We start from the raw sequence: 13070 nt of genomic DNA, 5'->3' as shown, positions 1-13070 counted from the left end.
GTTGTTCCGTGTCAGTGGTGGCGCATTATAGGGAGTTATTCCGGCCTGACAAGAGGAAATTTAAAATAATTTTCTGACCGCGTATTTTTCCATCAAAACTGGTCATAACTTGCTATAAAACAGACAATTTGCTGTTTTTACAACCGCAATTACACGTCAAGGTGGCATACTAATCATTAAGAAAGGAAGGAAGGAAGACGAAGAATGCCTTTAAGTGCACAACAGTTAGCCGCACAGAAAAACTTATCTTATGTTCTGGCAGAGAAGCTGGCGCAGCGAATTTTAAAAGGCGAATATGCCCCTGGTACTATTCTGCCTGGTGAAATTGAACTGGGTGAGCAATTCGGCGTTAGTCGTACAGCAGTAAGAGAAGCCGTTAAAACGTTAACTGCAAAAGGGATGGTATTACCACGTCCACGTATTGGTACGCGTGTAATGCCACAAACGAACTGGAATTTTCTCGATCAAGAATTACTCTCATGGTGGATGACGGAAGATAATTTCCAACATGTTATCGAGCATTTTCTGGTAATGCGTATTTGTCTTGAGCCACAAGCATGTTCCCTTGCGGCAACAATTGGTACAGCAGAACAAAAAGCTCATCTGAATACGTTAATGGCAGAAATGGTAGCGCTGAAAAAGAACTTTAAGCGCGAACGTTGGATTGAAGTCGATATGGCCTGGCACGAACATATCTATGAAATGAGTGCGAATCCATTTCTGACCTCCTTTGCATCATTATTTCATTCGGTATATCAAACTTACTTTACATCGATTACCTATAATGGTGTGGTAAAACTGGATTTGCATCAGGCTATTGTTGATGCCATTGCTCAGAGTGACGGTGCACGCGCATTTAAAGCGTGTCAGGATTTACTTGCGGCTCCTAACGAGCGTCCGGATAAATAAACAGAGCGGTATGGATATGGATCTGTCCATATCGTTTGATTTAAACCGAACCACGGGCCATTAAAACGGGTGTCAGTTGTAGACGCTGCTGTTGCATTTCAGGTTTCGCCATTCGATGTATCAGCACATCAATCGCCAGTTCACCCAGTTCATCTTTTGGTTGATGAATTGTGGTCAATGGTGGAGTCATATAACGCGCAAGTTCAATATCATCGTAACCGACGACGGCGATATCCCGAGGAATTTGTAGCCCTGCCTGATAGAGTGCCTGATAAGCGCCGACAGCCATCGCATCGTTTCCGGCAAATACCGCCTGTGGTCTTTCTTTATGCATAAGCAGCGTTTGCATCGCTTCAAAACCACCACCAAACTCAAAATTCCCCGTAATTTCATAGCCTGCAGGAATAGTTAAGCCTGCACGCTGCATTGCCGTACGATACCCTTCCAGACGCAATCGAGCTGGTGTTTTATCCAGCGGCCCCGTTATACAGGCGATTCGCGTAAAACCATTATCAATAAGATGTTGCGTCGCTAAATCTCCGCCCAGCAACGAATTATCCTGAATGAGATCGCTGTCGCCATCGAACGGTGCCCAGTCCATCATCACGGTAGGCACTGTCGGATAACGTTGCATGATTTCACGCGAAGGCTGATGTGTTTCTGTGCACAGTAACAGCAAGCCATCAACGCGCTTTTGCATCAGCGTTTCCAGATTACGATTCATCCGCTGCTCATCGCCTTCGGTATTGCAAAGAACAAGACTATAGCCGCGCTCGAAGCAGCTGCGTTCAACGCCACGCACCAGTTCAGAATAAAAAGGATTGGTACTGGCAGTAATCAGCATGCCAATGGTATGTGTTTGATTGAGCTTGAGGCTACGCGCCAGAGCTGATGGCGCGTAATTGAGTTCTTTAATTGCCGCTTCAACTTTGGCAGTAATCGCTTCACTGACGAAGCGATCTTTATTGATGACGTGAGAAACTGTTGAGGTAGAAACGCCCGCCAGGCGGGCAACATCTTTCATTGTAGCCAAGCGTCACCTCTGCCTGTCTAAAAATGCGTCGATCTCTTCACGCCATGGAACGGAAGGTTGTGCGCCTTTGCGCGTTACAGCAATCGCTGCGGCGGCATGAGCAAAACGAATCGCCTCCGGCAACGGTTTTTCTTCCAGCAACGCCGTGATTAACGCGCCGTTAAAGGTATCTCCGGCAGCAATGGTATCGACAGCCTGAACCCGGAATCCAGGAACGCGCTGACCTTCACCATTCACGCTAGCCCACACACCACGACTTCCTAAGGTGATCAGTACGGTACGGATACCTTTTTCATGCAGTACCTGCGCCGCCTTCGCTGCATCTTCATCATTTTCAACACGGATACCGGTGAGCTTTTCTGCTTCCGTTTCGTTTGGCGTAATAATGTCCACCAGCGCCAGCAGTTCGTCAGGAAGTTCGCGAGCCGGAGCAGGGTTAAGCGCAACGATAGTCTTATTTTGATGGGCGATTTTCGCCGCTGCCATCACACTTTCGAGTGGTGATTCCAGCTGCATTAATAATGCCGATGCGTTAGCAATACGTTCACGTTGCGCCTCCACCAGCGCAGGGGAAAGGGCTGCGTTAGCGCCGGCATGAATACCAATGACATTCTCACCTTCGCCATTAACAAAAATCAGCGCCACACCTGTTGATTCGCCTTTGATCACGCTCACCGGAGAAATATCGATGTTATCAGTGGCGAGCTGCTGACGAACGCTTTCACCAATGCTGTCATCACCCGTACAGGCAATAAACGCGATATTCGCACCGCTACGCCCAGCAGCCACTGCCTGATTCGCGCCTTTGCCGCCAAATGCAACCTGATAGTGGTTACCGGTTACGGTTTCGCCTGGAGTAGGAAAAGATTGAAGATTAAGAATGTGGTCAGCATTAATGCTGCCAAGAACAACGAGGCTGCCTGCGTTTTGCATATTCGGGATGTCCATAAAATGCGCCACCGTGTTAGGGTGGCGCGTGCCCTGCTTTTCTTTATTTTACACGTTCATCTGTCGATGACGTATTTATGTCACCATCAGGTCATACAACCTGATTAAAACTACTGCTTAACAACCAGTTTCAGATCAACCGGATACTTAGCCTGAACTTTCTCGCCTTTCAGCACTTTATCGGCGGTTTCGACGCCTTTCGCGCCAATCTGATCGGGTAGCTGAGCGATAGTCGCTGCTAGTTTGCCATCATTCACCGCTTTTTCGCCATCCGGTGTACCGTCAAATCCGACGACCATCACATCCGATTTACCAGCAGTTTGCAGTGCGCGCAGCGCGCCCAGCGCCATTTCATCATTCTGCGCGAACACAGCCTGAACATCCGGATGAGCGGTCAACAGGTTCTGCATTACGTTCAAACCTTTGGTGCGGTCAAAGTCCGCTGGCTGGCTGGCAAGAACATTAAACTTGTGAGCAGCAACGGCCTGCTGGAAACCTTCGCCACGCTCACGGGCTGCGGAGGTACCGGCAATGCCTTGCAGCTCGATAACTTTGGCTCCTTCGCCCGCTTTCTTCGCGATGTAATCACCGGCGATTTTGCCGCCCAGTACGTTATCAGAAGCAATATGGCTCACTACTTCACCTTTCGTTGCCTGGCGGTCAAGAGTGATAACCGGGATGTTCGCCTGGTTAGCCATCTTCACAGCATTACCCACTGCGTCGGAGTCGGTCGGGTTAATTAGCAGAATTTTGGTGCCGCGAACGGTTAAGTCCTGCACGTTCGCCAGCTCTTTCGCCGGGTTATTCTGGGAGTCCAGCACCACCAGGTTATAGCCGAGTTTATCCGCCTCTTTCTGCGCGCCATCTTTCAGCGATACAAAGAACGGGTTGTTAAGCGTGGAAACCACCAGCGCGATGGTGTCTTTTGCCATCGCATTCGCACTGACGGTGGCGCTTAGCGCAACAGCGGAAACCAGGGTAGCCAGTTTTTTCATGTTCATATTCAAGATGTCCTGTAGTCGTTATTACTGTTTTTTGTTGTCTACCAGCACCGCCAGCAAAATCACCACCGCTTTGACGATCATCTGGTAATAGGAGGAAACACCTAACAAATTCAATCCATTATTAAGGAAGCCAAGAATTAATGCGCCGATCAACGTCCCAACAATGCGACCTTTTCCGCCCGCCAGACTCGTACCGCCCAGAACCACCGCAGCAATAGCATCCAGCTCATAGCCAGTTCCCGCAGTGGGTTGTGCGGAGGAGAGACGCGCCACTTCAATGATCCCGGCCAGCGATGCCAGCAGACCACAAAGAGAATAGACGATGATTTTGATTTTATTGACGTTGATACCAGAAAGACGCGTAGCCGCTTCGTTGCCGCCCAGCGCGTAGATGTAACGCCCCAAACGTGTGTGATGCAGCATGTACCAGGCCGCGAGGAACACAATCCCCATGATCCAGACTGGCGTCGGTACGCCCAGCGGACGACCAATACCAAACCAGCCGAACAGATCGGCGTTCTCAGTAAAGCCGGTATTCACTGGGCTACCGTTGGTATAAACCATGGTCACGCCGCGCAGTAAAAGCATCATAACCAGCGTAGCGATAAACGCCTGGACGCGACCTTTCGCTACAATCACCCCGGTTACCGCACCAATAGCGGCACCTAACGCGAGAGCGGCAGCGACAGCCACCAGCGCATTGACTTCAATGCCGACGATAGATGCAGCCACTGCGCCAGTCAGCGCCAACAGAGAACCTACCGACAAGTCGATACCCGACGTCAGGATCACCAGCGTCATCCCGACCGCCATAATGGCGTTCACCGAGGTTTGCTGGAGAATATTGAATAAGTTATTGATGGTGAAAAAGTTCGGGCTTAACGTCGAGACAATCGCGATCAGCACCAGCAGAGCGATAAGCGATTTCTGCTCCATCAGCCACGCTTTCGTGAAATAACGGCGACCAGAGACAGTCTGGGTTGTCATTTTTTTACTCCTGATTCACGCGATTAAGCTTGCCCACAGCGGCAGCCATTAACACTTCCTGGGTGGCCTGCTCACGAGTAAATTCCCCGCTGAGATGCCCTTCATGCATGACAATGATGCGATCGCTCATGCCTAATACTTCTGGCATCTCCGATGACACCAGAATGATGCTCAAGCCATCGGCTTTGAACTGGTTAATCAGTTGATAGATCTCTTTTTTCGCACCAACATCTACGCCACGGGTAGGTTCATCAAGAATCAACACTTTGGGGCGTGTCATCAGTCCACGGGCAATCGCCACTTTTTGCTGATTGCCACCGGAGAGCAAACCAATTGCCTGTTCCATCGACGGCGTTTTCACATTAAACAGACGAATAAAATCACTCACTGCCTGCTGTTCATCGGCATGCTTCAAACTGCCGCCAGTACGGCTAAAGTAACGCAGCGCAGTCAGCGACATATTCTCTTTGACTGACATACCCAGCACTAAACCGTCACGTTTGCGGTCTTCGGAGATATACACAATGCCGTTTGCCAGGCCATCCTGCGGTGAACGGGTAACGACTTCATGCCCATCCAGAGTGACGTAACCGCTGGTGCGCGGCAGTGCGCCGTAGAGCACTTTCATCAGTTCGGTACGCCCCGCGCCCATCAAACCAGAGACGCCAAGAATTTCACCTTTGCGTAAGGTAAATGAAACATCATTAACGCCAGGTCCGCAGAGATTATCGACTTTCAGGCGGATATCGCCCGGCGCTTTGTCCAGGTGTGGATATTGATCTTCCAGCTTGCGGCCCACCATCATCTCAATCAGCGAATCTTCGGTCAGTGATGCCACTTCGCGCTCAGCAATAAATTGCCCGTCACGAAAAACAGTAACGTCATCGCAAATTTCGAAGATTTCTTTCATGCGGTGGGAGATATAGACAATACCGCGACCTTGCGATTTCAGCTCGCGGATGACGCGGAACAGGGATTCGGTTTCGGTATCGGTCAGCGCATCGGTCGGTTCATCCATAATGATGACTTTCGACTCAAAGCTCAGAACTTTGGCTATTTCAACCATTTGCTGGTCACCGATGGAAAGATCGCCTACCAACTTGTCGCTTTTAAAGCGCAGGTTCAGTTTAGTCAGCAATTTATCCGCTTCGGCATACATGGTTTTCCAGTCAATTTTGCCAAAGCGATTAACAAACTCACGACCGAGGAAAATGTTTTCTGCAATGGTCAACTGCGGGATCAGGTTCAGTTCCTGATGGATGATTCCAATGCCGGCTTCCTGGGAAGATTTCGGCCCGGTAAACGTTGTTTCTTTCCCCAGCCATAAAAGCGTACCTGCATCACGCGTATAGATACCAGTAAGCACTTTCATCATGGTGGATTTACCCGCGCCGTTTTCACCCACCAGCGCCATTACACGCCCCGGATAGACATTTAACGCGGCGCCCGAGAGGGCTTTTACGCCCGGAAAGGCTTTATCAATGCCTTTAAGCTGTAGTAATGCTTCCATGACGGCCTCAGAACGTCACGCCAGCACAGAGAATGATATTCGCATACGGAGAACATTCTCCGCTGCGAATTACCGCCTGACTTTCTGCGGTTTGTTGTTTGAATTGTTCATGCGTGGTGTAACGAATTTCAATGGTATTTCCCTGGTGTTTTTGCAGCTGCTCGAGGTGGGTGAGCAACGTTTCGTGGAGTTGCGGATTATGTTGTTTGATCTCTTCCGCGATAATGGCAGCCTCGACCTGCATTTCATTTGTGACGACGCCCAGCACCTGCATAAAAGAAGGTACACCCTGGGTTAATGCCATATCGATACGCGTTGTACTTTTGGGGATGGGTAAACCAGCATCACACACCACCAGCGTATCGGTATGTCCCAGACGGGAGATCACCGATGAAATATCAGAATTAAGAACGGTGCCTTTTTTCATTTTTTTCTCCATCAGCGAAACGTTTCGCTGACCCGCAGTTTAATCCTGACTGAGTTGGGAAAACCATCGTGACGTTACGGAAATGTGATCAACCTCGAAACGTTTTACATAATGATTAAAAATGAAAACAAAAACGCCCCCTTATGGAGAAAGGAGGCGTCTGGCGTTAGATTTCGACCTGAGTACCCAGTTCGATAACCCTGTTTGGCGGGATTTCAAATTGATCCGGTGCTCGCAGAGCATTACGTTGCAACAGCAAGTACAGCTTGCCACGCAGACGCAAATACCACGGGCGTTTGCCGAGGATCAGTGATTCATGCGACATAAAGAAAGAGGTTTCCATCATCCGGCAACTTAATCCTTCCAGACCGCAGCGGTGGAAAACTTCTTCCACATTTGGCGTTTCTCGCCAACCATAACTTGCCACCACGCGCCAGAAAGTAGGCGACAATTGTTCAATCTGTACGCGACGGACGTTATGGACATATGGCGCGTCTTCGGTGCGCAGAGTTAACAGAATCACCCTCTCATGCAATACCTTGTTATGTTTAAGGTTATGCATCAACGCAAAGGGAATAACGTTGATTGCACGCGACATATACACCGCGGTCCCGGGCACGCGAACGGGCGGAGATTTCTCCAGCGAAGCAATCATCGCTTCCAGAGAGTTACCATGTTCATGCATCCGCCGCAGCAAGCGGAAACGTTCGCTCTTCCAGGTGGTCATCACGATAAACATCACCGTACCGAGGCTCAATGGCAACCAGCCGCCGGAGAGCAGTTTATCGAGGTTAGCGGTGAACAATGGAATATCGACACAAAGGAAAGCAATCAGGATCAGCGCAACAAAATACTTATTCCAGTGCCAGTTCTGACGTGCCACGGTAGTCGAGAGAATAGACGTCAGCACCATGGTTCCGGTCACCGCAATCCCGTACGCCGCCGCCAGGTTGCTGGAGTGCTCAAAGCTGACAATCACAATCACGACCGCGACATAAAGCATCCAGTTCACAAACGGAATGTAGATTTGCCCTGACTCCATTTCGGAGGTGTGAATAATGCGCATCGGCGACAAATATCCCAAACGTACCGCCTGACGCGTCAATGAGAAGACGCCAGAGATAACCGCCTGCGAGGCAATTACCGTCGCCAGCGCGGCGATGATCAGAAGCGGGATCAGCGCCCAGTCCGGTGCCAACAGGAAGAACGGGTTCTTAATTGCTTCCGGGTTCTTTAACAACAGCGCTCCCTGGCCGAAGTAATTAAGGGTTAAGGAAGGCAATACGACGGTGAACCACGCCAGACGAATCGGGAACTTACCAAAGTGCCCCATATCAGCGTACAGCGCCTCGACCCCCGTTATCGACAGCACCACTGCCCCTAACGCAATAAACGAAACCGTTTTGTATTCAAGGAAGAAATGCACCGCCCACATCGGATTCAGAGCATGCAGCACTTCTGGGTTAGCAATAATGCTACGCAACCCCAGTCCCGCCAGAATCAAAAACCAGGTCAGCATGATAGGCGCAAACAGCTTACCGACCATAGCAGTGCCATGTTTTTGAATCATAAACAGTAAAGTCAGAACGATGATTGAGAGGGGAACTATCCAGGTATCCAGCTGCGGGGCGACGATTTCCAGACCTTCAATGGCAGACATCACCGAAATAGCGGGTGTTATGACGACTTCACCATAGAAAAAGCTGCCGCCGATTAGCCCCATAATCACCAGCATTGATGTCGTTCGCGCCGACGTATTACGCCCGGCAAGCGACATCAACGTCAGGATTCCCCCTTCACCGGCGTTATCTGCCCGCATTACGAAGGTGAGATATTTAATGGAAACCACAAAGATTAGCAGCCAGAAGATCAGTGATAAAAAGCCAAACACAGCATCGCGTTCAACGCCAAAACCAAACTGACCGGACAAACATTCACGAAGTGTATATAGCGGGCTGGTACCAATATCACCGTAGACAACCCCAATTGCTGCGAGGGTAATCGCAGGTAATGATTGTTTATTCTCAGTGCTCATAGACAAATTTTTCGTCGATATAAGAAATGTGTGCGTAGTCCCTTGGCCCACAAAAAGCGCACAGTATGCACGATTAATCGCAAAATCGTACCCCTAAATGAATCCATATTAACCTGGCTCAAAGAACAATTACCGCACCTTAAGACTCTTACAGTCAGCCTTACGAAACGTCTATACTCGCTGTTAATACATTACGTTTGGCGAAAGGACGCCACTTCATTATGGCTCACCCACATTTATTAGCGGAAAGAATTTCGCGTCTGAGCAATGCGCTGGAAAAGGGGCTTTTTGAACGTAGTCACGCCATTCGGTTGTGTCTGCTGGCCGCATTAAGTGGCGAAAGTGTATTTTTGCTCGGTCCGCCCGGTATTGCTAAAAGTCTGATCGCGCGTCGGTTAAAATTCGCCTTTCAGAATGCCCGGGCTTTTGAATATCTGATGACTCGCTTTTCCACACCGGAAGAAGTATTTGGTCCTCTTTCTATTCAGGCGCTAAAAGATGAAGGGCGCTATGAGCGTTTAACCAGCGGCTACCTGCCGGAAGCAGAAATCGTCTTTCTTGATGAGATCTGGAAAGCGGGACCGGCTATTCTAAACACACTGCTCACCGCCATTAACGAACGTCATTTCCGTAATGGTGCCCACGAAGAAAAAATTCCCATGCGCCTGCTGGTGGCTGCATCTAACGAATTACCAGAAGAAGATAGCAGCCTGGAAGCATTATATGACCGCATGCTGATTCGTCTGTGGTTAGATAAAGTGCAGGATAAAGCAAATTTTCGCTCAATGCTTACCAGCCAGCAGGATGAAAACGAAAATCCGGTTCCGGCGGCACTGCAGGTCAGCGATGATGAATATCAGCAGTGGCAACGCGATATCGGTAATATTGTTCTGCCGGATCATGTATTTGAACTTATTTTTACCCTGCGCCAACAACTGGATAATTTACCAAACGCACCTTATGTTTCTGACCGTCGCTGGAAAAAGGCGATTCGCCTGTTACAAGCCAGTGCCTTCTTTAGTGGCCGTGATGCCGTAGCACCTATTGATCTTATTTTGCTTAAAGATTGCCTTTGGTATGACGCCCAAAGCCTCAATTTGATGCAACAACAACTTGAAATATTGATGACCGGACACGCATGGCAGCAACAATCTATGCTTACCCGTCTGGGAAGTATTGTGCAACGGCGTATTCAGTTACAGCAGCTACAAAGTGATAAAACCGCGCTGACAGTGATACGTCAGGGAGGGATGTTCAGCCGTCGACAGCAATATCAGTTGCCGCCAGAGATCACCACAAACACACTGACGTTGATCCTGCAAAAACCGTTAAAACTCCATGATATGGAAGTGATCCACATTACCTTTGAACGAACGGTCCTTGAGCAGTGGCTTGCTAAAGGTGGGGAAATTCGTGGCAAGCTAAACGGGATTGGCTATGCGCAACCGCTCAATATGGAAGTGGATAGCGTCCAACACCTGGTTGTTCGCGATGTCAGTTTACAGGGATCTACGCTGGCATTACCCGGTTCTTCAGCAGAAAGTATGCCAGGCGAAATTAAGCAGCAACTGGAAGCTCTGGAAACACAATGGCGAGAACAGCACACCCTATTTAGCGAACAACAGAAATGTTTGTTTATTAACAGCGACTGGTTAGGTCGCATTGAAGCCAGCCTACAGGGCGTCGCCACACAAATCCGCCAGGCGCACCAATGCTGACGCTGGATACATTGAATGTCATGCTCGCGGTAAGTGAAGAGGGAATGATCGAGGAGATGATCCTCGCTTTGCTCTCTTCACCGGTGTTGGCCGTGATATTCGAAAAATCGCCTCGTTTAAAAAAAGCGATTACCAATGATCTGCCACGCTGGCGAGAAGCTTTACGTACACGCTTAAAAGATGTTCATGTTCCGCCAGAATTAACCGAAGAGGTGATGTGTTATCAGCAGAGCCAACTGCTTTCCACGCCACAGTTTATTGTTCAACTCCCCCAAATCCTGGCATTACTTTATCGCCTGCACTCTCCTTATGCAGACCAGGCTCAGCAACTGGTTGATGGCAATAGTCGTTTTACTCCGGCATTACATACCTTGTTTCTCCAGCGTTGGCGACTAAGCCTGGTTGTACAGGCAACAACGTTTAACCAACAATTACTGGAAGAAGAGCGGGAGCAATTGCTAAGTGAAGTCCAGGAGCGTATGACCCTGAGTGGGCAACTGGAGCCAGTACTGGTCGACAATGATAACGCAGCAGGTCATTTATGGGATATGAGTGCAGGGCAGCTCAAACGCGGCGATTATCAACTGATCGTAAAATATGGCGATTTTCTGGCACAACAACCAGAACTGCGGCAACTGGCTGAGCAATTAGGGCGTTCCAGAGAAGCGAAATCTGTTCCACGAAAAGATGCACCAATGGAAGCCTTTCGTATGCTGGTTCGGGAACCAGCCACCGTGCCAGAACAAGTCGAGGGGCTACACCAAAGCGACGACATACTTCGCCTTCTTCCCCCCGAACTAGCAACTCTGGGCATTTCCGAACTGGAGTATGAGTTTTATCGTCGTTTGGTGGAAAAACAGTTACTAACCTACCGCTTACAGGGTGAAGCCTGGCGTGAAAAAATCACCGAACGTCCGGTCACTCATCAAGATTTTGAGGAGCAGCCACGCGGACCATTTATCGTCTGCGTAGATACTTCGGGTTCGATGGGCGGTTTTAATGAACAGTGTGCGAAAGCATTCTGCCTGGCACTAATGCGTATTGCGTTAGCTGATAATCGCCGTTGTTTCATTATGCTGTTTTCCACCGAAATAGTGAGCTACGAACTCTCCTGTCCACAAGGGATCGAACAGGCGATCCGTTTTTTAAGCCAGCGTTTTCGTGGTGGTACTGATCTTGCTAGCTGTTTTCGCACCATTATCGAACGTATGCAGGGGGGGGAATGGTTTGATGCTGATGCGGTAGTGATTTCAGATTTTATCGCCCAACGATTACCCGATGATGTGGTAAATAAGGTTAAAACGTTGCAGAAGGAACATCAGCATCGCTTTCATGCCGTGGCGATGTCGGCACATGGCAAACCCGGCATCATGCGCATTTTCGATCATATCTGGCGCTTTGATACCGGGATGCGAAGCCGCCTGCTCAGACGCTGGCGGCGATAAATTATTACAGCAGAGAAGGGACACTCTCGCGAACAGCAGCTGGCCATACACCACACTGAACCTGACCGATATGCGGCAGTTGCAGCAGCAGCATGGTCAAACGAGACTGGCCGATACCGCCGCCGATGGTCTGCGGCATTTCACCGCGCAGCAGCGCCTGATGCCAATCCAGCTGCAGGCGATCTTCGTCACCGGTCAGCGTCAGCTGATGCTTCAGCGTTTCGGCATCCACGCGAATCCCCATGGAAGAAAGCTCAAACGCATCTTCCAGTACCGGGTTCCACACCAGAATATCGCCGTTCAAACCCGCATGGCCCAGCTCTGACGGGGTGCTCCAGTCATCATAATCCGGTGCGCGCACGTCGTGGCGATGACCATCACTCAACTTACCGCCAATCCCAACGAGGAAAACCGCGCCAAGATCTTTAGCAATCGCCCGCTCACGCCCTTTGGCATCGAGATCCGGATAACGAGACAGTAACTCCTGGCTATGTACGAAGTGGATCTGATCCGGCAGGAACGGTGCCAGGCCAAACTCTTCGCTAACCGCAGCTTCGGTTGCTTTAATTCCCGCCCAGATCGCCTCTACCGTGCTTTTCAGAGTCGAGAATTGACGCTCGCCATCGCCCATTACGCGCTCCCAGTCCCACTGGTCTACATAGACCGAGTGCAGCGGGGAAAGACGGTCTTCATCAGGGCGAAGGGCTTTCATGTGCGTGTACAGCCCTTCGCCCACGCTGAAGTCATGTTGCCCTAAGGTCTGACGTTTCCACTTCGCCAGTGAATGAACCACTTCGAACTGGGCATCAGGCAGAGCTTTCACTTTTACCTGCACCGCTTTTTCACAGCCCGACAAGTTATCCTGCGTGCCATCCCCCACACGGCTAAGAATCGGCGCCTGGACTTCGATCAGCCCCAGACGTTCTTCCAGTTGACGAGAAAAGTGAGATTTCACGAAGCTAATTTGACGTTGTTTGGCAATGTAAGCGGTTTTCATTATTTATACTCCTGCGTCCTGTTGCTTATGATTAAGCAACAAAAACCGACACACATG

11 protein-coding genes are annotated in these 13070 nt (G+C 49.8%); 3 read left to right on the top strand and 8 right to left on the bottom strand.

Going from position 1 to position 13070, the window contains the following annotated elements; translation table 11 throughout:
- Positions 1 to 204: 204 nt before the first annotated feature.
- Positions 205 to 909, top strand: coding sequence for a FadR/GntR family transcriptional regulator (locus K0335_RS12565; RefSeq protein WP_001131158.1), 705 nt, complete (start codon positions 205 to 207; stop codon positions 907 to 909).
- Positions 910 to 949: 40 nt separating this feature from the next.
- Here the strand turns inward: K0335_RS12565 and rbsR are convergent, their stop codons facing one another.
- From rbsR to kup, 7 genes are all read right to left on the bottom strand, one after another.
- Positions 950 to 1942, bottom strand: coding sequence for a ribose operon transcriptional repressor RbsR (gene rbsR / locus K0335_RS12560; protein WP_077626286.1), 993 nt, complete (start codon positions 1940 to 1942; stop codon positions 950 to 952).
- Between the two features lie 3 nt (positions 1943 to 1945).
- Positions 1946 to 2875 (bottom strand): ribokinase, encoded by a 930-nt coding sequence (gene rbsK, locus K0335_RS12555; RefSeq protein WP_001361088.1) that lies wholly within the window; start codon positions 2873 to 2875, stop codon positions 1946 to 1948.
- A gap of 125 nt (positions 2876 to 3000) precedes the next feature.
- Positions 3001 to 3891 carry a ribose ABC transporter substrate-binding protein RbsB gene (gene rbsB / locus K0335_RS12550; protein WP_001056273.1) on the bottom strand — a complete coding sequence of 297 codons (891 nt, stop codon included), beginning with the start codon at positions 3889 to 3891 and terminating at the stop codon, positions 3001 to 3003.
- A gap of 24 nt (positions 3892 to 3915) precedes the next feature.
- A complete protein-coding gene (gene rbsC / locus K0335_RS12545) occupies positions 3916 to 4881 on the bottom strand; it encodes a ribose ABC transporter permease (RefSeq protein WP_000211858.1) in 966 nt (321 codons plus the stop codon).
- Between the two features lie 4 nt (positions 4882 to 4885).
- Positions 4886 to 6391, bottom strand: a complete 1506-nt coding sequence (gene rbsA, locus K0335_RS12540; protein WP_000387783.1) for a ribose ABC transporter ATP-binding protein RbsA — start codon at positions 6389 to 6391, stop codon at positions 4886 to 4888.
- A 7-nt stretch (positions 6392 to 6398) separates the two neighbouring features.
- Positions 6399 to 6818 carry a D-ribose pyranase gene (gene rbsD / locus K0335_RS12535; RefSeq protein ID WP_000715936.1) on the bottom strand — a complete coding sequence of 140 codons (420 nt, stop codon included), beginning with the start codon at positions 6816 to 6818 and terminating at the stop codon, positions 6399 to 6401.
- A gap of 166 nt (positions 6819 to 6984) precedes the next feature.
- Entirely contained in the window at positions 6985 to 8853 is a 1869-nt protein-coding gene (gene kup / locus K0335_RS12530) for a low affinity potassium transporter Kup (protein ID WP_000102682.1), read from the bottom strand.
- 221 nt (positions 8854 to 9074) lie between these two features.
- Between kup and ravA the strand changes: the two genes are divergently transcribed.
- The gene (gene ravA, locus K0335_RS12525; RefSeq protein ID WP_104920575.1) at positions 9075 to 10571 is read left to right on the top strand and encodes an ATPase RavA; all 1497 of its coding nucleotides are present in this window, start codon (positions 9075 to 9077) and stop codon (positions 10569 to 10571) included.
- The gene (viaA, locus tag K0335_RS12520) at positions 10565 to 12016 is read left to right on the top strand and encodes an ATPase RavA stimulator ViaA (protein ID WP_104920574.1); all 1452 of its coding nucleotides are present in this window, start codon (positions 10565 to 10567) and stop codon (positions 12014 to 12016) included. Before ravA ends, viaA begins: the two co-directional genes overlap by 7 nt.
- A gap of 4 nt (positions 12017 to 12020) precedes the next feature.
- Here viaA and asnA read toward each other — a convergent pair whose 3' ends face one another.
- Complete coding sequence (gene asnA / locus K0335_RS12515; protein ID WP_104920573.1) at positions 12021 to 13013, bottom strand: aspartate--ammonia ligase; 993 nt, start codon at positions 13011 to 13013, stop codon at positions 12021 to 12023.
- Between the last annotated feature and the right edge of the window lie 57 nt (positions 13014 to 13070).

The organism is Escherichia sp. GZ89, assembly GCF_019366485.1.
Taxonomy (GTDB): Bacteria; Pseudomonadota; Gammaproteobacteria; order Enterobacterales; family Enterobacteriaceae; genus Escherichia; species Escherichia fergusonii.
The sequence above is the reverse complement of the archived record's forward strand: the minus strand, read 5'-3'. Positions and strand labels throughout refer to the sequence as shown.

What these genes read in the sequence shown, in the direction of transcription:
- rbsD (WP_000715936.1), bottom strand. Translation starts at nt 6,818, where the DNA reads ATGAAAAAAGGCACCGTTCTTAATTCTGATATTTCATCGGTGATCTCC.
- rbsA (WP_000387783.1), bottom strand. Translation starts at nt 6,391, where the DNA reads ATGGAAGCATTACTACAGCTTAAAGGCATTGATAAAGCCTTTCCGGGC.
- rbsB (WP_001056273.1), bottom strand. Translation starts at nt 3,891, where the DNA reads ATGAACATGAAAAAACTGGCTACCCTGGTTTCCGCTGTTGCGCTAAGC.
- rbsC (WP_000211858.1), bottom strand. Translation starts at nt 4,881, where the DNA reads ATGACAACCCAGACTGTCTCTGGTCGCCGTTATTTCACGAAAGCGTGG.
- K0335_RS12565 (WP_001131158.1), top strand. Translation starts at nt 205, where the DNA reads ATGCCTTTAAGTGCACAACAGTTAGCCGCACAGAAAAACTTATCTTAT.
- rbsK (WP_001361088.1), bottom strand. Translation starts at nt 2,875, where the DNA reads ATGCAAAACGCAGGCAGCCTCGTTGTTCTTGGCAGCATTAATGCTGAC.
- ravA (WP_104920575.1), top strand. Translation starts at nt 9,075, where the DNA reads ATGGCTCACCCACATTTATTAGCGGAAAGAATTTCGCGTCTGAGCAAT.
- kup (WP_000102682.1), bottom strand. Translation starts at nt 8,853, where the DNA reads ATGAGCACTGAGAATAAACAATCATTACCTGCGATTACCCTCGCAGCA.
- asnA (WP_104920573.1), bottom strand. Translation starts at nt 13,013, where the DNA reads ATGAAAACCGCTTACATTGCCAAACAACGTCAAATTAGCTTCGTGAAA.
- viaA (WP_104920574.1), top strand. Translation starts at nt 10,565, where the DNA reads ATGCTGACGCTGGATACATTGAATGTCATGCTCGCGGTAAGTGAAGAG.